General features: G+C 66.9%; 22 protein-coding genes. 15 read left to right on the plus strand and 7 right to left on the minus strand.

Annotation, left to right across the window (positions count from 1 at the left end):
- The first annotated feature begins 198 nt into the window (after window positions 1-198).
- Entirely contained in the window at window positions 199-1,443 is a 1,245-nt protein-coding gene (locus tag ACTDXD_RS18440) for a mannosyltransferase (protein WP_440123732.1), read from the plus strand.
- Here the strand turns inward: ACTDXD_RS18440 and ACTDXD_RS18445 are convergent.
- Together ACTDXD_RS18445 and ACTDXD_RS18450 are read right to left on the minus strand one after the other, a co-directional pair.
- On the minus strand, window positions 1,388-1,675 hold the full coding sequence (locus ACTDXD_RS18445; protein WP_440123733.1) for a 4a-hydroxytetrahydrobiopterin dehydratase: 288 nt from the start codon (window positions 1,673-1,675) through the stop codon (window positions 1,388-1,390). The two genes, ACTDXD_RS18440 and ACTDXD_RS18445, sit on opposite strands and share 56 nt — an antisense overlap.
- Window positions 1,676-1,740: 65 nt before the next feature.
- Window positions 1,741-1,923, minus strand: coding sequence for a hypothetical protein (locus ACTDXD_RS18450; protein ID WP_440123734.1), 183 nt, complete (start codon window positions 1,921-1,923; stop codon window positions 1,741-1,743).
- Window positions 1,924-2,279: 356 nt separating this feature from the next.
- Between ACTDXD_RS18450 and typA the strand changes: the two genes are divergently transcribed.
- The 5 genes from typA (at window position 2,280) to ACTDXD_RS18475 (ending at window position 7,824) form a co-directional block, all read left to right on the plus strand.
- A complete protein-coding gene (gene typA, locus ACTDXD_RS18455; protein ID WP_440123735.1) occupies window positions 2,280-4,166 on the plus strand; it encodes a translational GTPase TypA in 1,887 nt (628 codons plus the stop codon).
- Window positions 4,167-4,250: 84 nt separating this feature from the next.
- Window positions 4,251-6,260 carry an ABC transporter family substrate-binding protein gene (locus ACTDXD_RS18460; RefSeq protein WP_440123736.1) on the plus strand — a complete coding sequence of 670 codons (2,010 nt, stop codon included), beginning with the start codon at window positions 4,251-4,253 and terminating at the stop codon, window positions 6,258-6,260.
- A complete protein-coding gene (gene mshB, locus ACTDXD_RS18465; RefSeq protein ID WP_440127692.1) occupies window positions 6,239-7,141 on the plus strand; it encodes an N-acetyl-1-D-myo-inositol-2-amino-2-deoxy-alpha-D-glucopyranoside deacetylase in 903 nt (300 codons plus the stop codon). The genes ACTDXD_RS18460 and mshB overlap by 22 nt, the downstream gene beginning before the upstream one ends.
- Before the next feature lie 35 nt (window positions 7,142-7,176).
- Complete coding sequence (locus ACTDXD_RS18470; protein WP_330136294.1) at window positions 7,177-7,335, plus strand: hypothetical protein; 159 nt, start codon at window positions 7,177-7,179, stop codon at window positions 7,333-7,335.
- A gap of 54 nt (window positions 7,336-7,389) precedes the next feature.
- On the plus strand, window positions 7,390-7,824 hold the full coding sequence (locus ACTDXD_RS18475; protein ID WP_440123737.1) for a hypothetical protein: 435 nt from the start codon (window positions 7,390-7,392) through the stop codon (window positions 7,822-7,824).
- Here ACTDXD_RS18475 and ACTDXD_RS18480 read toward each other — a convergent pair.
- The 3 genes from ACTDXD_RS18480 to ACTDXD_RS18490 all read right to left on the minus strand — a co-directional run bounded on the left by ACTDXD_RS18480 (window position 7,790) and on the right by ACTDXD_RS18490 (window position 10,613).
- Window positions 7,790-8,479, minus strand: coding sequence for a uracil-DNA glycosylase (locus ACTDXD_RS18480; RefSeq protein WP_440127693.1), 690 nt, complete (start codon window positions 8,477-8,479; stop codon window positions 7,790-7,792). The two genes, ACTDXD_RS18475 and ACTDXD_RS18480, sit on opposite strands and share 35 nt — an antisense overlap.
- A 41-nt stretch (window positions 8,480-8,520) precedes the next feature.
- Window positions 8,521-10,014, minus strand: a complete 1,494-nt coding sequence (locus ACTDXD_RS18485; protein ID WP_440127694.1) for a PH domain-containing protein — start codon at window positions 10,012-10,014, stop codon at window positions 8,521-8,523.
- A 92-nt stretch (window positions 10,015-10,106) separates the two neighbouring features.
- Window positions 10,107-10,613 (minus strand): PH domain-containing protein, encoded by a 507-nt coding sequence (locus ACTDXD_RS18490; protein ID WP_440123738.1) that lies wholly within the window; start codon window positions 10,611-10,613, stop codon window positions 10,107-10,109.
- 108 nt (window positions 10,614-10,721) lie between these two features.
- Between ACTDXD_RS18490 and ACTDXD_RS18495 the strand changes: the two genes are divergently transcribed.
- From ACTDXD_RS18495 to ACTDXD_RS18535, 9 genes are all read left to right on the plus strand, one after another.
- A complete protein-coding gene (locus ACTDXD_RS18495) occupies window positions 10,722-10,937 on the plus strand; it encodes a hypothetical protein (protein ID WP_440123739.1) in 216 nt (71 codons plus the stop codon).
- Between the two features lie 91 nt (window positions 10,938-11,028).
- Window positions 11,029-13,584, plus strand: coding sequence for a bifunctional FO biosynthesis protein CofGH (locus ACTDXD_RS18500; RefSeq protein ID WP_440127695.1), 2,556 nt, complete (start codon window positions 11,029-11,031; stop codon window positions 13,582-13,584).
- Between the two features lie 153 nt (window positions 13,585-13,737).
- Window positions 13,738-14,061, plus strand: a complete 324-nt coding sequence (gene fdxA / locus ACTDXD_RS18505) for a ferredoxin (RefSeq protein ID WP_169687621.1) — start codon at window positions 13,738-13,740, stop codon at window positions 14,059-14,061.
- A gap of 6 nt (window positions 14,062-14,067) precedes the next feature.
- Window positions 14,068-15,177, plus strand: coding sequence for a succinyldiaminopimelate transaminase (gene dapC / locus ACTDXD_RS18510; protein WP_440123740.1), 1,110 nt, complete (start codon window positions 14,068-14,070; stop codon window positions 15,175-15,177).
- Between the two features lie 59 nt (window positions 15,178-15,236).
- A complete protein-coding gene (pruA, locus tag ACTDXD_RS18515) occupies window positions 15,237-16,892 on the plus strand; it encodes an L-glutamate gamma-semialdehyde dehydrogenase (protein ID WP_440123741.1) in 1,656 nt (551 codons plus the stop codon).
- Window positions 16,889-17,872 (plus strand): proline dehydrogenase family protein, encoded by a 984-nt coding sequence (locus ACTDXD_RS18520; RefSeq protein ID WP_440123742.1) that lies wholly within the window; start codon window positions 16,889-16,891, stop codon window positions 17,870-17,872. The genes pruA and ACTDXD_RS18520 overlap by 4 nt, the downstream gene beginning before the upstream one ends.
- Before the next feature lie 30 nt (window positions 17,873-17,902).
- Entirely contained in the window at window positions 17,903-18,589 is a 687-nt protein-coding gene (locus ACTDXD_RS18525; RefSeq protein WP_440123743.1) for a rhomboid family intramembrane serine protease, read from the plus strand.
- Between the two features lie 52 nt (window positions 18,590-18,641).
- Window positions 18,642-20,084, plus strand: a complete 1,443-nt coding sequence (locus ACTDXD_RS18530) for an acyl-CoA synthetase (protein ID WP_440123744.1) — start codon at window positions 18,642-18,644, stop codon at window positions 20,082-20,084.
- A 226-nt stretch (window positions 20,085-20,310) separates the two neighbouring features.
- A complete protein-coding gene (locus ACTDXD_RS18535) occupies window positions 20,311-21,531 on the plus strand; it encodes a PucR family transcriptional regulator (RefSeq protein ID WP_440127696.1) in 1,221 nt (406 codons plus the stop codon).
- 65 nt (window positions 21,532-21,596) lie between these two features.
- On the opposite strand, the gene ACTDXD_RS18540 is transcribed toward ACTDXD_RS18535, so the two are convergent.
- On the minus strand, window positions 21,597-22,922 hold the full coding sequence (locus tag ACTDXD_RS18540) for an amino acid permease (protein ID WP_440127697.1): 1,326 nt from the start codon (window positions 22,920-22,922) through the stop codon (window positions 21,597-21,599).
- An 82-nt stretch (window positions 22,923-23,004) separates the two neighbouring features.
- Window positions 23,005-23,958 carry a 2,3,4,5-tetrahydropyridine-2,6-dicarboxylate N-succinyltransferase gene (gene dapD, locus ACTDXD_RS18545; protein ID WP_440123745.1) on the minus strand — a complete coding sequence of 318 codons (954 nt, stop codon included), beginning with the start codon at window positions 23,956-23,958 and terminating at the stop codon, window positions 23,005-23,007.
- Between the last annotated feature and the right edge of the window lie 79 nt (window positions 23,959-24,037).

The following is a 24,037-nucleotide window of genomic DNA, read 5'->3' on the forward strand; positions in this document are numbered from 1 at the left end:
TACCTGCGGGGAGTGTAGCGACAGGGTGTTCCGTATGGCGGTTCGTGTTCGACGGTAACTCGATACTGATGTGGAAAGTGTGACGAGAGATAAAATTGTTACGTGAGAGGTTGGTGCTTTTCTCTCTGATGCGTCGCACCGGTAACCTCTGACGCCGGGTCGGAGCACCCGGACGACGACGACGGGAGGCGCACCGCAGTGCCAGAACGTGCTCGGTCGTACCGTCTGTGGTGCGTGTTGCTTCTGCTGATGTCTGTGGTGGCCAGGCTTGCATGGGGTCTGCTGACTCCCAACGGCATGAACCTCGTCGACCTGCATGTCTATGTCGACGGTTCCGCCGCGCTCCTCAGCGGCGGGCTCTACGACTTCACCTATTCGCGCGACACCCCGGATTTCCCGCTGCCGTTCACTTATCCGCCGTTCGCGGCTCTCGTGTTCCTGCCGCTGCACTATCTGCCATTCGGATTGCTCGGCATCATGTGGTTGCTGCTGACCATCGCGGCGCTGTTCTGCGTCATCAGGATCGCACTCGAACTGCTCATCGGTCCGGCGGCGCACGAGGATCACTGGACGTCGGTGGCGTTGGTCTGGACGGCGATCGCGGTGTGGATCGAACCGGTACGCACAACCCTCGACTACGGGCAGATCAACGTCTTCCTCGTGCTTGCCGTGATGGTGGCGGTCCGTAGCAGCCGGTGGTGGCTCTCCGGTGGGCTCGTCGGCGTGACGGCCGGGATCAAGCTCACTCCGGCGATCACAGGCGTGTATTTTCTGGCCAGACGACGTTGGCGCGAGGCATTCTTCTCGGCGGTCGCGTTCGGTGCCACCATCGTCGTCAGCGCCGTGCTGCTCGGTGAGCAGGCTCGCACCTACTTCACCTCCCTCTTCGGTGACGCCGATCGGATCGGGCCGGTGGGATCGGTCTGGAACCAGTCCCTGCGGGGCGCGCTCAGCCGGCTTCTCGGCCGTGATGTCGACACCGGTGCGGTGTGGATCGTCGCCGTCGCTGTCTGTGCGCTCCTCGCGGTCGCGGCGTGGCGGTCCCTCGGCCCTGACGACAGGCTCGGCACACTCGTCATAGTTCAGCTGTTCGGGCTGCTGATTTCGCCGATCTCATGGGTGCACCACTGGGTGTGGGTCGTGCCGATGTTGCTGTGGCTCGTCTACGGGCCCCTCGCGGGTCGTCTCGGCACGCGGGTCGTGGCGGTCTGCTGGGCGGCGGTGACGTTGGTCGGCGTGCCGTGGGTGCTGAGTACTTTCCAGGCTTCGATGTGGGATATCGACCGGCCCGCCCCGCTCGCATGGCTCGGAGCGGTGAACGTCGTCGGCGTTCTCGTTGTCTATCTGTGGATGATCGTCGCACCGCGGTGGGGCGGCAGTGATGCTGCTACGGGCCGGCCAGCGCATCGATCTTGTGAGCCAGAGCCGGATCGGCCTCGGTGATTCCGCCTGCGGAGTGCGTGCTGAGCGAGTAGGTCACCTTGCGCCATCGGATATCGATATCGGGATGGTGGTTTGCTTCCTCCGCGACTTCGGCGACCCTGCCGACCAGGGTGATCGCTTCGGGAAACGTCGGTGATTCGATCGTGCGCACCAAGGCGTCTCCTGCGCGGTGCCAATGCGGAAGGTCGGACAGTGCGGCGTCGATCTCGCCGTCGGTGAGCAGCTGGGCCATGACCCATTGTGTCGTCTCCGCGGTCGCACCCGCAATGACCCGCGCAATGAACCCGTTGGTGCGAGTCAGGCGGCGCGGACCTTCTCCAGGTGTTTGCGCAGCTGCTTCTCGCTCATCCCCTCGTCCTGGACCTTCTTCATGCGCATGATCACGACAGGGCATTTGACGCAGCGGGTCTTCTTGCGGCAGCACTTCTTCTTCGGTTTCAGGCTCGCGACAGTGCTCGCCTTGAATTTCTTCTTGCCCATCGTCGTCCTGCTCCCGTCCGTGCGCGTGAAAGTCAGGTTAGCGTTCCCTCAGTTGAACACCAAGGGTCACTTTGGAGGGGCTGAGCATCGCGAAGCACGGTTCTCCTACGTGTCGAACGTCACTTCGAGGTACCCTGAGCTGGGCCGATAGGGGCGCGATGCCGCGTGCACACCCATGCGGGCTGTAGGGTATTCGTGGCCGCACTGCCCGCATGGACCTTCGGAGAGTTGATCTCGAAGACCACGCCGGGTGTTTCGCATTCGCGTCGCGGCCCAGAACGAAATTGCGCCGTACGGGCGAGGTGCCAACCGGGTCCAGTGCCGTGTGGCCGGACTACAGCCAGGAGAGCCATCGCGTGAGCACCGCCGATTTTCGAAACGTCGCCATCGTGGCGCACGTCGACCATGGAAAGACCACCCTCGTCGACGCAATGCTGCGCCAGTCGGGTGCGTTCGCCGAACGCGCCGAACTCGTTGACCGAGTCATGGACTCCGGCGACCTCGAACGCGAGAAGGGCATCACCATTCTCGCCAAGAACACCGCGGTGCACCGCCACCACCCCGACGGCAGCGTGACGGTGATCAACGTCATCGACACCCCCGGCCACGCCGACTTCGGCGGCGAGGTCGAGCGGGGCCTGTCGATGGTCGACGGCGTCGTCCTGCTCATCGACTCCTCCGAGGGCCCGCTTCCGCAGACCCGCTTCGTGCTGCGCAAGGCGCTCGCCGCGTCGCTGCCGGTGATCCTGGTGGTGAACAAGACCGACCGCCCCGATGCCCGCATCGCAGAGGTCGTCGAGGAGAGCCAGACCCTGCTTCTCGATCTCGCGTCCGATCTCGACGACGAAGCAGCGGAAGCCGCCGAGCTCGCCCTGGAACTACCCGTGCTCTATGCCTCGGGTCGCGAAGGTAAGGCCAGCCGCAAGCAGCCCGAGAACGGTCAGGTCCCCGACGCAGAGAACCTCGATGAACTCTTCGAGGTTCTGTTCGAGTGCATCCCCGCGCCGAAGGGCAACCCGGAGGCCCCGCTGCAGGCGCACGTCACCAACCTCGACGCGTCCGAGTTCCTCGGACGCCTGGCACTGCTTCGCGTCCACAACGGCAAGCTCCGCAAGGGCGACACCGTTGCATGGATGCACTCGGACGGCGTGAAGAACGTCAAGATCACCGAGCTGCTCAAGACGGTCGGTGTCGAGCGTCAGCCCGGTGAAGAAGCCGTCGCGGGCGACATCGTCGCAGTCGCGGGTATTCCCGACATCATGATCGGCGACACGCTCGCCGACATCGAGAACCAGGTCGCGCTGCCCACCATCACCGTCGACGAGCCCGCGATCTCCATGGTGATCGGCACCAACACATCGCCGCTCGTCGGTCGTGTCCAGGGACACAAGCTCACTGCGCGCATGGTCAAGACCCGTCTCGATTCCGAGCTCATCGGCAACGTGTCGCTCAAGGTGCTCGACATCGGCCGCCCGGATGCGTGGGAGGTGCAGGGTCGTGGTGAGCTCGCCCTCGCGATCCTGGTCGAGCAGATGCGCCGTGAAGGCTTCGAGCTCACGGTCGGCAAGCCGCAGGTGGTCACCAAGACCGTCGACGGCAAGCTGCACGAGCCGTACGAAGAGCTGACGATCGACAGCCCGGAGGAGTACCTCGGCTCGATCACTCAGTTGCTCGCTGCCCGTAAGGGCAAGATGGTGCAGATGACCAACCACGGTACGGGTTGGGTCCGGATGGAGTTCATCATCCCGTCCCGAGGTCTCATCGGCTTCCGCACCGACTTCCTCACCGAAACACGCGGCACGGGTATCTCCAACGCGATCTTCCACGGCTACGCACCGTGGGCCGGTGAGATCCGCGCGCGCCACACCGGCTCGCTCGTCTCCGACCGCGCAGGGTCGGTGACCCCGTTCGCGATGATCCAGCTGGCCGACCGCGGCACCTTCTTCGTCGACCCCGGTGCCGACACCTACGAGGGCATGGTCGTGGGTATCAACCCCCGCGCCGAGGACCTCGATATCAACGTCACGCGCGAGAAGAAGCTCACCAACATGCGCTCGTCGACGGCCGACGTCATGGAGACGCTCTCGAAGCCGATCGAACTCACCCTCGAAGCTGCGCTCGAATTCTGTGCGGTCGACGAATGCGTCGAGGTGACGCCCGAGGTGATTCGCGTGCGGAAGGTGCATCTGTCGAGCACCGATCGAGCGCGCGCACGTTCGCGTGAGAAGGCCCGCAACAAGTAGAAATAGTGTGAAGCGGCCCCGGTAGCCCTGGCTCCCGGGGCCGCGACATACCCGGTGGACACAAGTCGACGAGAGGAAGCCCGAGTGTTGCGTTCGCGCACCTGGTATCGGCGATGGGTCGTTCCGGTGGCCGTCGCGACAGTCGTACTGACGTCGGCGGCGTGTACCGCAGATCCGCCTCCGCCGATCGAACAGACGGAGCCGACGGCAGCGCCCGCACCTGCCCAGAAGCGCAACACCGTGGTCGTCGCGATCGACGGCGTGGAGACCGGTTTCAACCCTCATCTGCTGGCAGATCAGTCACCGGTCGGTGACGCGATCGCGCAACTGGTCCTGCCCAGCGCCTTCCGTCCCGTGCCGAGCGTGGAGGAGCCCGGTGTCACCGAATGGGTGCTCGACGACTCGGTGCTGGTGTCGGCGGAGGTGGTCTCGCAGACACCGTTCACCATCGAGTACGAGGTTCGGACCGATGCCCAGTGGTCCGACAGCGCACCCATCGCGGCGGAGGACTTCCATTATCTTTGGCAGCAGATGATCACGCAGCCGGGAGTGGTCGACGCCGCCGGTTACCGGTTGATCGACGATGTCCAGTCCTCGGGCGGGGGTAAGACGGTCACTGTCACACTGCGTGAGCCGTACCCCGCGTGGCGAGAGTTGTTCGCCGACATGCTGCCCGCACATCTCGTCAAGGACACCCCGGGTGGTTTCGACACCGGCCTGTCGGAAACGATCCCGGTGTCGGGTGGGCCGTTCAAGGTGGAATCCGTCGACCGTGGTCGCGGCGAGGTGCTGCTCGAGCGTAACGACCGGTTCTGGGGCGAGCCCGCGCTCCCGGACGAGATCCTCATGCGACGCGGTGGCAGCGACGCCCAGCTCACCGAATCCATGCGCACCGGCGACACTCAGATCGCGCAGGTCTCGGGCGGATCGGCATTGCTCGCCCAGCTCGGTGCGGTATCCGGCCTGCGAACGCACGTGCAGCTCGAGCCCCGCACGCTCGAATTGACGCTCAACACCCGCACTGCCGTTCTCGCCGACCCGCGGGTACGCCGCGCTGTGCTCGGTCTTCTCGACCCGGAGATGCTTGCCCTCGTCGCAGCGGGTTCCGCTGCCGAGGTCGTCCCCGACCGGGCACAGATCCTCGCTCCGTCCGATCCCGGCTACGCGCCGACGATGCCGCCGCGACCGAGTCGTGAGGACGCGCTCGCCCTGTTCGCGGACGCCGGCTACCTGCCCAACCTCCCCGCTGTGCCCGCCCCCGAGCCGGCCGAGGATCCGGCGTCCTCGGCCGAAACGACGACGCCGGAGACCACCGCGGCGGAAGGGGCTTCCCCGGAAGCGGATTCGCCGGAGCGGGCGCCCTCGGGACGTGCAGAGCCGATCGCGGACGGCGCGCTCGTCCGGGACGGGGCGCCGCTCGTGCTCGTGCTGGGTGTCGCCGAAGGGTCCGAAACAGCGCGTACTGTCGCGCGGACGGTGGCGGATGTGTTGTCCGGCGCAGGAATTGCGGCCTCGGTGAGTGAACTACCGCCGGACGAACTCTACGGAGACGCCCTCGTCACCGGGGAGGTGCACGCGATCGTCGGCTGGATGGAGGCGGGGTCCGACCCCGCAACGGCGGCGATCTCCCGCTTCGGGTGCCTCCCCGCGCTCCCGGCTCCCGCAGCCTCGGAGACCGCAGATATGTCGGAGACAACGGAGGCGGTGCCCACGTCGACGAGTGGCCCCGCGACCACTACGGCAGCCGATGCCCCCGACTCGGACGCTGGGAACGACGGGTCCGGCGACGCCAACTCGACGGATGACGAAGAGGATGCGGCCGCGGCCCAGCTCGAAGCACCGAGCAACCTTTCCGGTGCTTGTGATCCCACAGTGCAGGCCCAGCTCGTCGATGCCCTGCACGGGGTGGGCGACGTCCCTGCAACACTGGCTGCAGTGGAGCCGAGCCTGTGGGATCTCGCAGTGAACCTTCCGATCATCCAGGGCAGGTCCGTCGCTGCCGCCGGCCCCGGCGTGGACGGAGTGGCCCTGTCAGGCCCGGTGCAGGCAGGCATCGTCGGCGACGCTCGATTCTGGGGGAGGAACACACCGTGACCGCTGACGAACCGCGCAGACTGCTGCTCGTCCACGCACATCCGGACGACGAAACCCTCACCACGGGCGGCACTGTTGCCCGGTACGTCGACGAAGGAGCCGAGGTCACCGTGGTGACCTGCACCCTCGGCGAAGAAGGCGAAGTCATCGGCGACGAGTGGGCGCAGCTGACTGCCGACCGGGCAGACCAACTGGGTGGTTACCGCGTGCTGGAACTGACCCGGGCCCTGAATGCCCTCGGGGTCGCCGCGCCCTGCTTCCTGGGTGGGGCCGGCCATTGGCGAGACTCCGGGATGGCAGGCACTCCGGCAGCGTCGAATCCCCGCGCGTGGGTCAACGCCGATCCCGATGAAGCCGTGGGGGAGCTCGTTGCCGTCATCCGGCGCACTCGGCCTCACGTCGTCGTCACCTACGACCCGGTCGGTGGGTACGGGCACCCGGACCACATCGCAGTGCACGAACGCGTCACCGCCGCCGTCGAGCTCGCCGGAACGGAGGACTACCCCGGTGCGGGTGCGCCGTGGACACCGGCGAAGGTGTACTGGACGGTCACCGAGAGGACGGCGCTCGAAGCGGGCATCGCCGAGATCGGCGAGCTCCCCGAGGGTTGGCGCGTGCCCGAGCCGGGCGAGCTCCCGAGCGTGCCCGACGATCAGGTCAGCGCCGTCGTCGACGTCCGCGAAGTGCTCGACGCGAAACGTGCCGCGATGGCAGCCCACGCGACCCAGGTCACCGTGGCACCGGGAGGAGCGCAGTTCACACTGTCGAACTTGGTCGCCCAACCGATCTTCCGCGAGGAGCATTTCCGCTTGGTGCGCGGAGAACCGGGCGAACGGGACGATTCCGGGCGGGAGCGTGACCTCTTCTCCGGCATCGGATAATGTGACCGCCGTCACCGATGGAGGGAGGGGCGGCGATGTACAACTGGTCCGTTCAGAATCAGATCATCGCGTTCGTCGACTCGTTGCGGCCGCACGCCGACGAGATTCGCGCCGGCTATTTCGATGCGCTCTACGGGTTCGTCGACATGCAATCGCACCTGCTGACAATGCTCGGTTACCCGCCTGTACCGTGACCTGCCCCCGACCCCGGGTAGCTCGGCCGACGCGCCGTCGCGCACTATGGAACGATGACCGTCGACCCTGCAACCGAACTGCCGGACGTACCCGCGCTACCGCCGGAGCCGCGCAGAGGCATCGTTGCGTTGCTCGTCTTCGACGGTGTCCTCTGCGCGATCCTGTCGGTGCTGTTCCTCGGCCTCTACATCGGCCCGGTTCCGTTTCCGATCACGATTCTGCTCACAGCCGTGATCAATCTGCTGCTGGTGATGGCCGTGTACAGCGAAACCGGGGCGCTGCGAACCGCGATGCTGCCGCTCGCGGCCTGGTTGCTCGGATTCGCCGTGTGCCTGGCCGTCGGACCGGGTGGCGATCAACTCGCCATGGCGGACTGGCGGATCCTGATGCTTCCCGTCGCGGCGCTCCTGCCCGCAGGCGGTTATCTCTTCTCGGCGCGGATCAAAGCGATCATCAAGACAGCCCGGCCGCCTGCGCAGCAGATCTGAGCACAGCCGCGGTCATCTCCTGGGTGAGGCGGCCGGTGAAGGTGTTCTGCTGACTCACGTGATAGCACCCGAACAGGTGCAGCGGGGCCTTTCCCTCGGTCGCCGGGGCGAGGGTGACACTTGCGCCGTGCCCGAACTTCGGACGCGGCGACGGCACGACCCATCCCGCCGCGGTAAGCACCGGGAGCAACGCTTGCCATCCGAAACCACCGAGCACCACGACGGCCCGCAGCGTCGGCGAGAGCAACGCGAGTTCCTGCTCGAGCCAGCCCCGGCAAGTGTCCCGCTCGGTCACGGTCGGCTTGTTGGCGGGGGGCGCGCAGTGCACCGGTGAGGTGATCCGCGTGCCGAACAGTTCGAGTCCGTCACCGATGTGGGTCGCGATCGGTTGCGACGCGAGTCCGGCTTCGTACATGGCGGCGTAGAGGAAGTCTCCGGAGCGATCGCCGGTGAACATCCGTCCCGTCCGGTTCGCGCCGTGCGCGGCGGGCGCCAATCCCACGATGAGCAGCGCCGCATCGGCCGGGCCGAAACCGGGGACCGGCCTGCCCCAGTACTCCTCGTCGCGGAAAGCGGCCCGTTTCTCCCGTGCGACGCGTTCACGCCACTCGACCAGCCTCGGGCACGCGCGGCAGTCCACGAGCAACTCGTCCATCACCGCGAGGGTGCTTGCTCCGGGTCTGCGCCAAGGATCGATCACGAGGACTGACCTCCGCGCGTCCAGATATCGCCCGCGCCGGGTGTCACGGATTCGATCAACGCCCAGGCGTCGCTCTCGGGGACGTCCACGACCTCGTAGTGGCCCGCGCCCGCAGGAGTCGCAGCGATCACCGTCGCCACTCCCGCCCGCCGCTGGAAGAACGTCTGCCGCACGGTCCATCCGATGATCCCGTCCGACTCGAGGCAGACCCGATGGCGATCGAGGGAACCCGAGCGGGTGACGAGGTACCCGGCCGGCGAGGCATGTCCGAGCCCCCGATAGCGATCCCACCCGAGTGCCGCCGCGGCAACGACGAGCACCACCGTTCCCGCTGTGGTTGCGGGCAACGGCAGCGGCCGGTCGAGGATCGTGGTGACTGCAATACCCGCCGCGACCAGGCACACCACCGGCACGATCGCCCTGGTGAATCGGCGGCGGCGTGCTGCAGCGCCGTGGGGGACCAGAGGCACCGTCAACGGTGAGTCGGTGGTGAGCACTGCGCCTGCGACCCGGCGCACCTCACCGTCGGGCGCCGACGGCAGCACGAGCGATGACTCGCCACGTTCGGCCGATACACCGGTCATGATCGCGTCGAGTCGTGCAGCTCCCACGAGTCTCAGTGCAACGGGCTCGTGGACGTCGACGCCGCGAAGGCGCGCGCGGTCGAGCGTCGTGTGCCGCACCCGCAGCAGGCCTCGCCCGACCCGCAGCATCCGTCCGTCGTCGGTGACCAGTAGGTTCCCGTACAGCAGTAGGTACCGGATGCACGCGGCGATGCTCGCGACGACGAGAATCACGACCACTGCGACGCCGACGACGACCGCAATGCCGGCTGCCGCGAGCGCATCGACCCCGCGCGCGACGGTGTCCGATTCGGTGAGTTGTTCACCGATCCCGTATTGGAACGCCAGCCCGACCACGGCGGCGATACCGATCAGGCCGGTGGCCGAGAACGGCGCGTACCGCACCCACCCGGATCGGAATCGGGCCAGTTCGCGTTCGCTCGGTGCAGTGCCCATCGGGGCGCGCACGGAATCCACCGAGGCGCGCACGGCCATGCCTTCCGGTGCTGCGGCATCGAGGCCGCCTTCGAGGAGTCCGGTTCGCAGAGCGGGAACGTCCTCGATGGCGATGCCGTTGAGCTCGAACCTGTTGTGATCGGTGGCGCTGCCGCCCGATTGTCCGGTGCCGATCTTCACCACTGCGAGGCCGAGCAGTCGATGCAGTACCCGCCGATCGACGTCGACCGACCGGATACGGCTCCGCGGGACCGAGAGCTCGCGGCGTCGGAGCAGACCGCGGCGCAGCTCGACGTGCACGGGCCCGATCCGATAGCTCGTGGTGAACCAGCGAGCCAGTCCGACAAGGACCAGCAGCCCCGCGACACCGAGTCCCCAGTACGGGTTGCCGCTGCTGCTGCCCAGCAACACCGAACCGATCAGGACGGGGAACAGCTTCAGGATCTCCTCGACCGGATGGATCAGCAGCATCCGGCGGTCGAGTCGCTGCCAGCCGACGATGTCGTCGTCGACGGCGCCTGCCGGATGAGTCGTGTCGGGTGGGGGAGTTCCGGGTTCGAAGGTCACGTCGCATCGGCTCCGTCGCCACCCGCGATCGCGGTGAGTCGTGCGACCGTCTCGTCGGCCACTGCCGTGTCGAGCGCGGTGATTTCCACGGCGCCGGCGGACGACGCGGTGGTGACGGTCACGGTCGCGAGCCCGAGCCACCGGTCGATCGGGCCGCGTTCGGTGTCGACGGTCTGGATCCGGGAGATCGGCGCGATGCGGCGTTCCTGCGTGAACCACCCCGAGCGGGTGTGGACGGCAGCGTCGCTGATCTCCCATCGGTGCACCCGGTACCGCCACAGCGGCACCACCGAGATGTGAAGGCCCGCGACGACGACGGTCGCGACGGCCGCGGCGATGTGCCACCCGGCCCGGCCGGAGTCGAGCACACCCCACACGACCTGCGCAATGACGATCGGTACCCACATCAACGCAGCGTTGATCGCCCACAACGCCCGAGCCTTCGGACTCGGCCTCCATGCGGGTTCGGCTATCACCGTCCCGGTGCTGCTCTCCACATTCACACTCCCGACTCGGTTCAGGGTTCCACGTTAGGCTTGGTTGGACACCCGATCGGGGCAGCCCCGAGTATTCCCACACCGCCGGGCGTTTCAGGCACGAGGAGGATCGACATGAGCGAAGCGGACATGACCGACACTTCCGATGTTCTCGGGTTCAGCAGCCTTTCGGCGGAAGATTCCGAAGGCGATCGGGTCGAACAGTCGACGCCGGCCTACGACGAGCCTCGCGATACGTTCCCGACAGACCTGCCACTCGAGGTCGATCCCGCCGACGCGGTCGAGCAGAATCGCGAGGTGGCCGTGGACGACGACTATCCCCACGAGTGACAGCCGGGTGCACCCCGAAGTGGCATGCGACACGGCGGGGGCGCATGATCGGCCCATGACCGATTCCGCTGACGACACCCAGCACTCCGCGATGCTTCCGTCGCCGTCGCTGCGCCCCGGTGCCGCTCCCCGGCCGTCCCCGTCTGCGATGCGCCGAGTGCTGCGTCGCGCCCGCGACGGGGTGAGTCTCAACGTCGACGAAGCCGCAGTGCTGCTGCAAGCGCGCGGCGCCGACCTCGATGATCTGTGTGCGTCGGCGGCTCGCGTACGCGATGCGGGTCTGCTCGAGCAGGAGCGGCCGGGTACGGTCACCTACTCGCGAAAGGTGTTCGTCCCGATCACCCGGCTGTGCCGCGACCGTTGCCACTACTGCACGTTCGTCACGGTCCCGGGCAAGCTTCGGGCCGAAGGCCGGGGGATGTACCTCGAGCCCGACGAGATCCTCGAAATCGCACGGCAGGGCGCCGAGCTCGGCTGCAAGGAGGCGCTGTTCACTCTCGGTGACCGGCCCGAGGACCGGTGGCCAGAGGCACGGCAGTGGCTCGACGAACGCGGGTACGATTCGACGCTCGACTATGTGCGTGCGATGTCGATCCGGGTGCTCGAGGAGACCGGATTGCTGCCGCACTTGAACCCGGGCGTGATGAGCTGGGCCGAGATCTCGCGACTCAAGCCGGTGGCGCCGTCGATGGGCATGATGCTCGAGACGACCTCGGAGCGGTTGTTCACCGAGAAGGGCCAGTGCCATTACGGCAGTCCCGACAAGGAACCGTCCGTGCGGCTGCGGGTGCTCACCGATGCGGGCCGCTTGTCGGTGCCGTTCACCACGGGCATCCTCGTCGGAATCGGCGAGTCGTTCGTCGAGCGTGCCGAGTCGATCCTGGCGATCCGCAAGACGCACAAGGCGTTCGGTCACATCCAAGAAGTCATCGTGCAGAACTTCCGGGCCAAGGACGACACGGCGATGCGTGATGTCGACGATGCCGCGCTCGACGAATTCCTGGCCGCGATCGCGGTCACCCGTCTGATCCTCGGCCCGGGTATGCGAATCCAGGCTCCGCCCAACTTGGTGTCGCTCGACGAGTGCCGCGCGTTGCTCGGGGCGGGGGTCGACGACTGGGGTGGCGTCTCGCCGCTGACCCCGGATCACGTCAATCCGGAGCGGCCGTGGCCGAACCTCGACACGCTTGCCCGGCTGAGTGCCGAGGCGGGCTTCCGGCTCACCGAGCGGATCGCAGCGCAGCCGCAGTACGTGCTGGCGGGTCAGCCGTGGATCGATCCGAGGATCACCGCCCACGTGCGCGCGCTGTCCGACCCGGAGACCGGTCTCGCGCAGCAGGTCATCCCGTCGGGTCTGCCGTGGCAGGAGCCCGACGTGGACTGGGAGTCGTCGGGGCGTATCGACCTCAACTCCGAGATCGACGTGACCGGGCGCAACACCGATCACCGCTCCGACCTGGGCAGTGCTTTCGGTGATTGGGACACTGTGCGCGAGCAGGTGCTGGCACTGGGTGAGTCCGCCCCGGTTCGCCTCGAGCGCGACGTACTGTCGGCGTTGCGTTCTGCGGAGCGCAATCCGGGAGGGTGCTCGGATGCTGAGTACACCGCGCTCGCGAATGCCGACGGTGCGGGCCTGGAGGCAATGGTCGCGCTGGCAGATCAGCTGCGCCGCGACACGGTCGGCGACGACGTCACCTATGTCGTCAACAGGAACATCAATTTCACCAACATTTGTTACACGGGCTGTCGCTTCTGTGCGTTCGCGCAGCGCAAGGGCGACGCCGATGCCTTCACGCTCTCTGCCGAGGAAGTCGCCGACCGGGCGTGGGAAGCGCACGTCGCAGGCGCCACCGAGGTGTGCATGCAAGGCGGTATCGACCCCGAACTACCCGTCACCGGTTATGCCGATCTGGTGCGCGCGGTCAAGGCACGGGTGCCGTCGATGCACGTGCACGCGTTCTCGCCCATGGAGATCGTCAACGGTGTCGCGCGCAGCGGTACCTCCATCCGTGAATGGTTGACCGAGCTGCGCGAAGCCGGCCTCGACACCATCCCGGGCACGGCCGCGGAGATCCTCGACGACGAGGTGCGCTGGGTGCTCACGAAGGGCAAGCTGCCCACCGCGGAGTGGATCGAAGTGGTCACCACCGCCCACGAGGTGGGGCTACGGTCCAGTTCGACGATGATGTACGGGCACGTCGACCAGCCGCACCATTGGGTGGGGCACCTGAACGTGCTGCGCGGAATCCAGGACCGGACGGGTGGCTTCACCGAGTTCGTGTTGCTGCCGTTCGTGCATCAGTCGTCGCCGCTCTATCTGGCGGGTGCGTCCCGTCCGGGGCCCACGATGCGAGACAACCGCGCGGCGCACGCGCTGGCCCGCATCATGCTGCACGGGCGGATCGCGAACATCCAGACCAGCTGGGTCAAGCTCGGCGTGGCGGGGACACAGGCGATGCTCGAGGGCGGGGCCAACGATCTCGGTGGCACGTTGATGGAGGAGACGATCTCCCGGATGGCGGGGTCGCAGCACGGCTCGGAGAAGTCCGTTGCCGAGCTGGTGGCGATCGCCGAGGGCATCGGTCGTCCCGCCCGGGAACGCACCACCGCGTACGCCCGTCGTGAGATCGGCGTCACTGTCCGATAGGCCCGACTCGTGGTCCCCGGTCAGGTCAGGGCACCCTAAGGGGGAGGGTGCCACCGGCGACGGTGGATACTGTTCGGTTGTGGGCGCCAGTGCGCCGATGCGCTGGGACCGTACCGGGTCGGCGGGCATCGAAGAGAGGCAGGGAGAACAGCAGTGACGTACACGATTGCGGAGCCGTGCGTGGACGTGTTGGACAAGGCATGCATCGAAGAGTGCCCGGTCGACTGCATCTACGAGGGTGGTCGCATGCTGTACATCCACCCGGACGAATGTGTGGACTGTGGTGCTTGCGAGCCCGTGTGCCCCGTCGAGGCGATCTTCTACGAAGACGACGTGCCGGACGAGTGGTCCGAGTACGTGCAGACCAACATCGACTTCTTCAAGGATCTCGGATCGCCGGGCGGCGCAGCGAAGCTCGGCAAGGTCGACTACGACACGCCGTTCGTCAAGAACCTGCCTCCCATGGGTGAGGACTAGGCACCTGTGGCGACACGCACACGCCGGTCGGTCGCGCAGAGCCTTCCGGATTTTCCCTGGGATTCACTGACCGACGCGAAGGCGAAGGCTGCCGCGCACCCGGACGGCATCGTCAACCTCTCGGTGGGGACGCCTGTCGATCCGGTCGCCCCGGTGATCCGGGAAGCGCTCGTCTCGATTGCGAAAGAACCGGGCTACCCCACGACCCACGGAACGCCCGAACTGAGGCAGGCCGCGGTGGGTGCGCTCGCGCGTCGCTACGGGATCACCGGTATCGACGAGGCATCGGTTCTGCCTGCCGTCGGCACCAAGGAGATGATCGCGTGGCTGCCGACCCTGCTGGGTGTCGGCGCCGCCGATCTCGTCGTCATCCCTGAGCTCGCATACCCGACCTACGAGGTCGGCGGGCTGCTCGCGGGCGCACGGTTGATCCGAGCCGACGGACTCACCCGGCTCGGACCGGAGGGCGCGTCCCTGGTGTTCGTGAATTCGCCGTCGAACCCGACCGGCAAGGTGCTCGGTCTCGACCACCTGCGCAAGGTCGTCGACTGGGCGCGCAGCCGGAACGCGATCGTCGTGTCGGACGAGTGCTATCTCGGACTCACGTGGGAGGGCGAGGCACTGTCGATCCTGCATCCGAGCGTGAGCGACGGTGACCACACCAATCTGCTTGCGGTGCATTCGCTGTCGAAGACGTCGAACCTCGCGAGTTACCGCGCGGGATTCGTCACCGGCGACCCCGTACTCGTGGCCGATCTGCTCGAGGTGCGCAAGCACTCCGGCATGATGGTGCCGCTGCCGATCCAGGCCGCGATGACTGCGGCACTGAACGATGACGAGCACGAGAACATTCAGCGTGAGCGGTACCGGGTGCGTCGCGAGACGCTGCTCGCGGCCGTGCGCGGCGCCGGTTTCACCGTCGACCACTCCGAGGCGGGTCTGTACCTGTGGGCCACCCGCGATGAAGCGTGTCGCACCACTGTCGACTGGTTCGCCGAACGCGGCATTCTCGTTGCACCCGGCGAGTTCTACGGTCCGGGTGGTGTGCAGCACGTGCGGATCGCGTTGACGGCTACCGACGAGCGGATCGAGGCTGCGGCACAGCGACTGGCCTGATCGATCGGAACCTCCCGCTCGATCGTTCACCCGGCGCTACCCTGGGCCCAGGAGGCACCATGGACGCCGTCACAGTTGTTCCTGAGCCGAGGAACGAGCCGGTTCACGGATATGCCCAGGGCAGTCCCGAGCGAACGCGCCTGCTCGGCAAACTCGCGGAACTCACCGCAGAGCCGGTCGATGTCAGCCATGTGATCGGAGGAGTTCACCTCCACGGCGAGGGCGATCGCGTCGATATCCTGCAACCGCACAACCACGCGGCCGTGCTCGGAACCCTCCGCAATGCCACAGCAGCGGATGCGGCGGCAGCGGTCGACGCCGCCACTGCCGCTGCGCCTGCGTGGCGCGAAATGCCGTTCGATGCGCGCGCTGCGATCCTGCTGCGGGCCGCCGACCTGATGTCGGGGCCGTGGCGCGAGACCATCGCGGCCGCCACGATGCTCGGTCAGTCGAAGTCGGTGCAGCAGGCCGAGATCGACGCGCCGTGCGAACTCGTGGACTTCTGGCGGTTCAATGTGCATTTCGCACGAGGTCTCCTGGCCGAACAACCGATGTCCTCGCCCGGAGTGTGGAACCGCATGGATCACCGTCCGCTCGAGGGGTTCGTGTACGCGGTGACGCCCTTCAACTTCACTGCGATCGCCGGAAACCTGCCGACCGCGCCCGCTCTCATGGGCAATACCGTCATCTGGAAGCCCTCGGAGACCCAGTCCCTCGCGGCCCATTGGACGATGCGCGTGCTCGAGGCGGCAGGTCTGCCGCCAGGCGTGATCAATCTGCTCACCGGCGACGGCAGAGCCGTGTCCGACGTGGTCCTGAGCGACCCTCGTTTCGCAGGTCTTCATTTCACCGGATCGGTCGCGACGTTCCGGCACCTGTGGAAGGAGATCGGCGGCAACCTCGACGCGTATCGAACCTATCCGCGGATCGTGGGGGAGACCGGCGGGAAGGACTTCGTCGTCGCGCATCCTTCTGCTGATCCCGCTGTGCTGGCCACCGCGCTGATCCGCGGCGCGTTCGAGTACCAGGGCCAGAAGTGCTCCGCGGCGTCGCGCGCGTTCGTGCCGCGCTCGGTGTGGTCGCGGATGCGGGAGGATTTCCTCGCGGAGGTCGATGCGCTCAGCTACGGCGACGTGACCGATCTGTCCAATTTCGGTGGCGCGTTGATCGATCGCCGTGCATACGAGAGGGTCGTCGGTGCCCTCGAGCGCGCTCGCGACCGCACCTCCGTGGAATTCGCCGTCGGTGGCGGGTACGACCAGTGGGTCGGGTGGTTCGTACGGCCCACGGTGTTGCTCGTCGACGATCCCGGCGACGAAGCTCTCACCACCGAATACTTCGGTCCGATTCTCGCCGTGTACGTCTACGACGACAGCGTGGCCGGTGCGTGGGAGAACGTGCTCGAGATGATCGACACGGCAACCCCGTATGCACTGACCGGGGCGGTGATAGCGGAGGATCGCGCCGCTATCGAGCATGCCGCCGCCGCATTGAGGTTCACGGCGGGCAATTTCTACGTCAACGACAAGCCCACCGGCGCGGTCGTCGGGCAGCAGCCGTTCGGAGGTGGTCGTCTCTCGGGCACCGACGACAAGGCGGGCTCAGCGCTGAACCTGCTGCGCTGGGTGTCGCCGCGGGCACTCAAGGAGACGTTCGTCCCGCCCACCGGCCACCGCTACCCGCACATGGAGCCCGACCCGGGGACGGGACGATGACCAGCCTGGGCGACGCGCTGTCGAACCCACTGCGTCCGGTCATCCTCACGGCCGCGAAATCGAACGCGGTGCGCCGCGTGGTGACCGCGGCACCACCCACTCGACGCATCGTCGACCGGTTCGTTGCCGGCAACACTCGCGCGGACGCGGTGACCGTTGCCACGCAGCTGTTGGGTTCGGGCCGGGGCGTGAGTATCGACCATCTCGGTGAGAACACCCTCGACGTCGGGCAGGCCCGCGTGATCGTCGAAGAATACCGTGGCCTGCTCACCGATCTCGGAAAGCTCGAAGAACTCACGCCCGAGACGTTCACGGGTGCGCCCGCGGTGGAAGTGTCGGTCAAGCTCACGGCTCTCGGGCTGTTGCTCGGGCCGGACGGTAGCAAGATCGCGCTCGATCACGCCCGGGAGATCTGCGCCGCCGCACAGAACGTGGGTGCGTGGGTGAGCATCGACGCCGAAGACCACACCGTCACCGGCGACACGCTCGCGATCGTCCGCGAGCTGCGCGTCGATTTCCCCGATGTGGGGGCGGTCGTACAGGCGTATCTGCGCCGCACCGAGGGCGATTGCCGAGAACTGTCGGGGCCGCGGTCGCGGGTGCGGTTGTGCAAAGGCGCCTACGACGAGCCCGAGTCGGTGGCGTACCGGGACCGCGGCGAAGTCGATGCGTCGTATCTACGGTGCCTGCAGATCCTGATGGCGGGAGACGGGTACCCGATGGTCGCCTCGCACGATCCCGCCTTGGTGACGGCGGTCGATCCGCTTGCCGCAGTGGCAGGACGTGGTCGAGGCGACTTCGAGCACCAGATGTTGTTCGGAATTCGCGACGGCGAACAAGTCCGCTTGGCCGGTGCAGGCCGGCGGGTGAGGGTCTACGTACCGTACGGATCGCAGTGGTACGGCTATCTCATGCGACGCCTCGCCGAGCGCCCCTCCAACCTGCGATTCTTTCTGCATTCACTCCTGAGCCGCGACTGAGCGGACCCCCTCGCCGGTAGATTGGCGCCCGTGAGTACCTCAGGCGACGACCCCCGTTCGTGGGTGCTCTACGTCGTCGTGGTGGCTCTGACCGCCCTGATGGCGGCCCCGCGTCACGGCAGGCACGCCGCGAAGGGCTGGTGGTGGCCGCCTCCGGTCGCTGCAATCGCGTTGTGGGTGCTGGTCGCCGTGCCGTCGGTGATCCGATTGATCGAACCCTCGATGATCCTGGTGTTCCGTCGGGATCCGATCCGCACTCGCGATGGTGAATGGTGGCGGGTCTTCACGTCTGCGCTGACTCAAGACGGTGTTGCCGGAACTGTGGGCAATCTGGTGATGTTCGCGATCGTCGCGATCGCGGTGGTGCGAGTCTGGGGGTGGCAGCGCGCGGTCGCGTTGTGTGTGGTCGGCCAGCTGTTGTGGGGCCTGTTCACCTCGTTCGTCTCACCATCGGTGGGGTCGGGAGTGTCAGGAGCGACGTTCGTGATGGCAGCGTCGCTCGCGGGCCTGTGGCCGGTGGTGGCGGCCCGGCACACCTTGCTCCTGGCATCGGCGGGCACGTTCGTCGCCGGGGTGCTGCTGGTTCTCTTCGACGACGCCCACGGTGTCGCGGTCCTGATCGGCATGCTGCTTGGGGCAGTACTCGGAATCGTGCTTCCGCCGGCGCGGCAGATCACCGCGTCCGACCCCGGAGCGCACGGGCATCTCCGTTCCTGAACGTGCACAAGCGATACGTGCGATCGAAGATCGTCAAAGTATCGTGACAGGGGTGTCTGCACTACTGCGTTCGTTGAACCCGCTTGCCGTCGCCCGCGGTGATGATGTCCCCGATGCCGTCCGGATCGACGGCCACACCTTGTCGCGCAGCGACATTCTCGGTGCGGCGACTGCGGTGGCCGCCCGTGTGTCGCGAGCCGAGCGGGTCGCGGTGCTCGCGACCCCCACCGCGACGACGGTCGTGGCGGTCGTCGGCTGCCTGCTCGCGGGCGTCACCGTGGTGCCGGTGCCGCCGGACTCGGGTCCGGCGGAGCTCGCCCACATTCTGAAGGATTCGGGTGCGCAGGCGTGGCTCGGGTCCGCTCCCGGGACGGGCGGTGCCGGCGCGGGTGTGCAGGTGCCGGAACTTCCGGTGCTGCCGGTGCGACTGCACGCGCGCGACTGGCATCACGTGCCCGAACCGAGCCCGGCGAAGGTCGCGTTCGTGCTCTACACGTCCGGCACCACGGGCTCGCCCAAGGGGGTGTTGCTCAGCCGCCAGGCGATTGCGGCCGGCCTCGACGCGATCGTACGGGCGTGGGACTGGACGGAGCGCGACACGCTTGTGCACGGACTGCCGCTGTTCCACGTGCACGGACTGATCCTCGGTGTCCTCGGTCCACTTCGGGTGGGTAGCAGGCTCATCCACACGGGTAGGCCGACACCGCAGGCCTACGCGGAGGCTGCGGGCACCCTCTATTTCGGTGTGCCCACGGTGTGGTCGCGGGTGGCCGAGGACGAAGAGTCCGCGCGCGCTCTCGGTAGCGCGCGCCTGCTCGTCTCGGGTAGCGCCCCGCTCCCGGTGCCGGTGTTCGAGAAGTTACGCGAGCTCACCGGGCACGCCCCGATCGAGCGGTACGGCATGAGCGAAACGATGCTCACCGTGAGTACACGTGCCGACGGGGAGCGTCGCCCCGGCTGGGTCGGGACACCGGTTGCAGGGGTGCAGACGCGGCTGCGCGACGAACACGGCGCCGATGTGCCCCACGACGGGGAGAGCATCGGTGTGCTTCAGGTGCGCGGGCCGATGTTGTTCGACGGCTATCTGGGTCGTCCCGAGGCGACGGCCGCCTCGTGGACCGAGGACGGGTGGTTCGTCACCGGTGATGTCGCGGTGATCGACGCCGGCGGTTTCCACCGGATCGTCGGCCGGGAATCGACCGATCTGATCAAGTCCGGTGGGTTTCGGGTGGGCGCCGGAGAGATCGAGACCGTGCTGCTCGGACACCCAGCGGTAAGGGAGGTTGCGGTTGCGGGCTTGGAAGACGATGATCTCGGCCAACGTATCGTCGCGTTCGTGGTTCCTCACGTCGATGGTCCGGAAGTGGTCGAGGAAGAGTTGATCACGCTTGTTGCTCAGCAGCTTTCGACCCACAAGCGCCCGCGCGAGGTGCGAGTGGTCGATTCCTTGCCACGCAACGCGATGGGAAAGGTACAGAAGAAACTGTTGCAGTAGTGATGCTGACGGAACATTCTCCGGCGGAGTCCCGGTGTCGACGGAAACTCGACAAACAGTCGGTTCGAGGGTTGCGTGTGCCACACTCCAGGGCGGATTGTCTACTGCAGAGTAAGTAGGTCTACTCACTTCGATGGGGGTTCGAGGTATGTCTTTGACGGATCAGGTTCGCGACACCGAGCAAGCGCTTCGTTCGGAACGCTCCAGCGGCGCGAGCCCGGCCTTCATGGTCGACGGCAAGCCCGCGTCGGTCCCGCTTCGCGACCTGCCTGCGGTGGCGCGCAAGCTGGTCGCACACTTCGCCGACAACGTCGCACCGTGCTCGTTGCGCCCGGGAGAGTCGTTGCGCGGCGACGTCACCGAGGTCACCGTGCGGTGCCTGCGCATCGCGATCCACCTGCTCGACTCCGGCGAGCTGCCGTCGGATGCCGATCTCGCAGATCTGCGCAGCAGCGCAGCGCAGTGGGCACGGGCAGGCTTCCGCCTCGAATACATGCTGCGCATCTACCACGAGGGCATTCGCCTCGGCTGGGAGCTCGTCAGTGACCGGGCCCGCGAAGGCGACGTCATGTCGGTCGCCGACGCCTCGCGACTGTGGATGGCACTGCTCGAACGCGTCACCGTCACCGCCACGACCGGTTTCGTCTCGGAGCTCGAGGTGATTCGCCGCGAGCGCGACGTTGCCGCACAGGAACTCATCGCTGCACTGCTCAGCGGGCAGGATGCCGCGTCGGTCGCGCGCCGTTCGGGGCTCGAACTCGCCGACGGATACACGGTGCTCGCCGTGTCGCTGGCGCGGCACCCCGACGAGCGGAATCCGCACGTGCGCCCGGAAGTCGTCGCCCGTCGAACCCTGCGTCGCGTCGAGGTCGAGCTGGAAGCCATCTGCGACGGCAAGCATCTGGCGTTGCTCGGGCCCGAAGGGGGGACGGTCCTGCTCGCGGGGACGTCGACTTCTCCGTCGGTCGACGAGCTGCGCCACCGGATCGAGGCGGTGGCCGGTGTCTCGGTGACGGTGGCGCTGGTGCACGCGTCCGTGCCGGAAGTGCCTGCAGCGGCGAAGCAGGCCCACGAACTGCTGGACCTCGTCAGATTGCTGGGACGCCCGGTCGGCACGTACGGGATGCACGATCTGGCTCTCGAATATCAGCTGACCCGTCCTGGCCCGGCACGGCAGTATCTCGCGCGTGTCCTCGATCCACTCGACGATTCACCCGAGCTCGTCGAGACTCTCGAGACCCACATCTCGCACGATCTGAGCAGGCAGCTGACCGCACGCTCACTGCACGTGCATGCCAACACCGTCGACTACCGGCTCAAGCGGGTTTCTCAGCTGACCGGTTTCGATCCCACGCGCCCCTCGGGTCTGCGACAGTTGCAGGCTGCGCTGATAGCCCGGAGACTCGAAGGTCTCGGCGCGGACAGGGAATTCCTCGCCGCCCAGTAGTTTCTCGCCCCATGCAGTCGGGGAATCGGGCCCAGCGTTCGGCCGGGCCCGACACCGACACTCTCTCAGGACGTGGGAAGGTTCTCGGAGTCTGCGGGATGGAACCGGCGCCAGACGATGCCGATCACGGTGATGATCACGAACAGCACGGCGGTAGCGGTGAGCTGCGCGCGGGCGTCGGAATCGGAGAGCATCAGGATGATGAACGCGACGAGCATGGCGAGCGTGAACCAGCTCAGGTAGGGGAACGCCCACATCTTCAGCTTCAGCGTGCCCTCCTGCTCGAACCGCCGCCGTAGCCGCAGGTGCGCGACCACGATGAAGAGCCAGATCGCGATCAGTGCCGAGCCGACGGCGTTGAGCAGGATGCCCAGGATCTCGTCGGGAAGCAGCCAGTTCAGCCATACGCTGACGAAACCGAAGAACACCGACACCAGCACGGCGTTGCGGGGCACCCCGTTGTGCGAGAGCTTGCCGAGCCACGCCGGTCCGTCCCCACCACGCGCGAGGGAGTACGCCATCCGCGAGGTTCCGTACACGTTCGCGTTGAACGCCGACAGCAGCGCGATCACGACGACGAGTTCCATGAACCCGGAAACGTAGGGGATTCCGGCGATATCGAGGACGGACACGAACGGCGAGGTGTCGCCGCTCGCGGTGGTCCAGGGCAACACGAGCACCATGATCGCGATCGAACCCAGGTAGAAGAGGCTGATGCGCCAGACGACCGAGCGCACGGCGGTGGCGATGGACCGTTCCGGATCTTTCGATTCGGCGGCGGCGATCGTGACGATCTCGATCCCGCCGAACGCGAATGCGACCGCGAGCAGGCCCGCAGCGATGCCGGCGAGGCCGTTCGGCGCGAACCCGTCGCCGTCGCCGAGCAGGTGCACGGTGCCGACCGGATCGGTATCGGGTAGCAGTCCGAACACCAACAGCACACCCAGCACGAGGAAGCCGATGATGACGGCGACCTTCAACGCGGCGAACCAGAACTCGAACTCACCGAAATTGGCGACACGCGCGAGGTTGATCACGGCGAAGAAGGTGACGAATACGAGTGCCACAACCCATTGGGGCACACCGGGAAGCCACGACTGCACGATGGCCGATGCACCGGTGATCTCGACGCCGAGGACCATGATGAGCATGAACCAGTACAGCCATCCCATCGTGAATCCGGCCCAGCGGCCGATCCCGATGCGGGCGTAATGCGAGAACGAACCGGAGACCGGAAGGGCCGCGCCCATCTCGCCGAGCATGCGCATCACGAAGATGATCATGATGCCCGCGAGGACGTACGAGATGAGGACGGCGGGACCCGCCGCGGCGATACCGACGCCGGAACCGAGGAACAGGCCGGCGCCGATCGCGGAGCCGAGCCCCATCATGGTCAGATGTCGGACTTTGAGCCCGCTTCCGAGGTGCTGCGGCTCGCTTGCGGGCGACTCGGCTGTGCTCAAGGGACCCTACTCAGTCGTTGGCGTGGAGGGCTGCGTTCAATTCGACGCCGGTGCCCTTGTTGGGGACCACTTCGACAGCACCGCTGACCGAGTTGCGGCGCAGCATGAGATTGGACTTGCCGTTGAGTTCCTTGGCCTTGATGACGGTACCGTCGGGGCCGGTGACCTTGGTTCCGGCGGTGACGTACAGGCCTGCCTCGACGATGCAGTCGTCGCCGAGCGAGATGCCGACGCCGGCGTTCGCTCCGAGGAGGCAGCGCTTCCCGATGGAGATGACTTCCTTGCCGCCGCCCGACAGAGTGCCCATGATCGACGCGCCGCCACCCACGTCGGAGCCGTCGTCGACGACGACGCCCGCGGAGATTCGGCCTTCGACCATCGAGTTCCCGAGGGTGCCCGCGTTGAAGTTCACGAAGCCCTCGTGCATCACGGTGGTGCCGGAGGCGAGGTGCGCACCGAGACGGACGCGATCGGCATCGGCGATGCGGACACCGGACGGCACGACGTAGTCGACCATGCGCGGGAACTTGTCGACGCCGTAGACGGTGACGGGTCCGCGGATGCGAAGACGCGAACGGACGAGTTCGAATCCTTCGACGGCGCAGGGACCGTAGTTGGTCCACACCACGTTGGCGAGCAAACCGAACAGGCCGTCGAGGTTGATGCCGTGCGGTTGGACGAGACGATGGGAAAGCAGGTGCAGACGCAGATAGGCGTCGTGTGCGTCGGCGGGCGCCTGCGACAGATCGGCGATGGTGGTGCGGACCGCGACCTGGTTGACGTCGCGCGCCTCGTCGGTCCCCGCGAGCAACGCGAGGTCGGACGGGATGTCCTTGCCTTCGAGCCGCGTCGTCCCGGTATCGGTGTGTTCGCCCAGCGTGGGGGCCGGGAACCAGGTGTCGAGGACGGTGCCGTCCGTCGCGATGTTCGCGATGCCTACTGCTGATGCTCCGTGTGCACTCACGGTCGAGAAGCGTACGCGAGGCGCGCGTGCTCCTGTGTAGGCCCTGTGAAAAACCGATGCCGAACCTGTGAAAAACGGT

Source organism: Rhodococcus sp. SJ-3, from assembly GCF_051918125.1.
Lineage (GTDB): Bacteria > Actinomycetota > Actinomycetes > Mycobacteriales > Mycobacteriaceae > Rhodococcus.

Excerpts from the sequence above, each read along its gene's own strand:
- ACTDXD_RS18445 (WP_440123733.1), bottom strand. The coding sequence starts at position 1,675 with ATGGCCCAGCTGCTCACCGACGGCGAGATCGACGCCGCACTGTCCGAC.
- ACTDXD_RS18450 (WP_440123734.1), bottom strand. The coding sequence starts at position 1,923 with ATGGGCAAGAAGAAATTCAAGGCGAGCACTGTCGCGAGCCTGAAACCG.
- ACTDXD_RS18470 (WP_330136294.1), top strand. The coding sequence starts at position 7,177 with ATGTACAACTGGTCCGTTCAGAATCAGATCATCGCGTTCGTCGACTCG.
- ACTDXD_RS18475 (WP_440123737.1), top strand. The coding sequence starts at position 7,390 with ATGACCGTCGACCCTGCAACCGAACTGCCGGACGTACCCGCGCTACCG.
- ACTDXD_RS18480 (WP_440127693.1), bottom strand. The coding sequence starts at position 8,479 with ATGGACGAGTTGCTCGTGGACTGCCGCGCGTGCCCGAGGCTGGTCGAG.
- ACTDXD_RS18485 (WP_440127694.1), bottom strand. The coding sequence starts at position 10,014 with ATGCTGCTGATCCATCCGGTCGAGGAGATCCTGAAGCTGTTCCCCGTC.
- ACTDXD_RS18495 (WP_440123739.1), top strand. The coding sequence starts at position 10,722 with ATGAGCGAAGCGGACATGACCGACACTTCCGATGTTCTCGGGTTCAGC.
- ACTDXD_RS18500 (WP_440127695.1), top strand. The coding sequence starts at position 11,029 with ATGCTTCCGTCGCCGTCGCTGCGCCCCGGTGCCGCTCCCCGGCCGTCC.
- pruA (WP_440123741.1), top strand. The coding sequence starts at position 15,237 with ATGGACGCCGTCACAGTTGTTCCTGAGCCGAGGAACGAGCCGGTTCAC.
- ACTDXD_RS18520 (WP_440123742.1), top strand. The coding sequence starts at position 16,889 with ATGACCAGCCTGGGCGACGCGCTGTCGAACCCACTGCGTCCGGTCATC.
- ACTDXD_RS18535 (WP_440127696.1), top strand. The coding sequence starts at position 20,311 with ATGGTCGACGGCAAGCCCGCGTCGGTCCCGCTTCGCGACCTGCCTGCG.
- ACTDXD_RS18540 (WP_440127697.1), bottom strand. The coding sequence starts at position 22,922 with ATGATGGGGCTCGGCTCCGCGATCGGCGCCGGCCTGTTCCTCGGTTCC.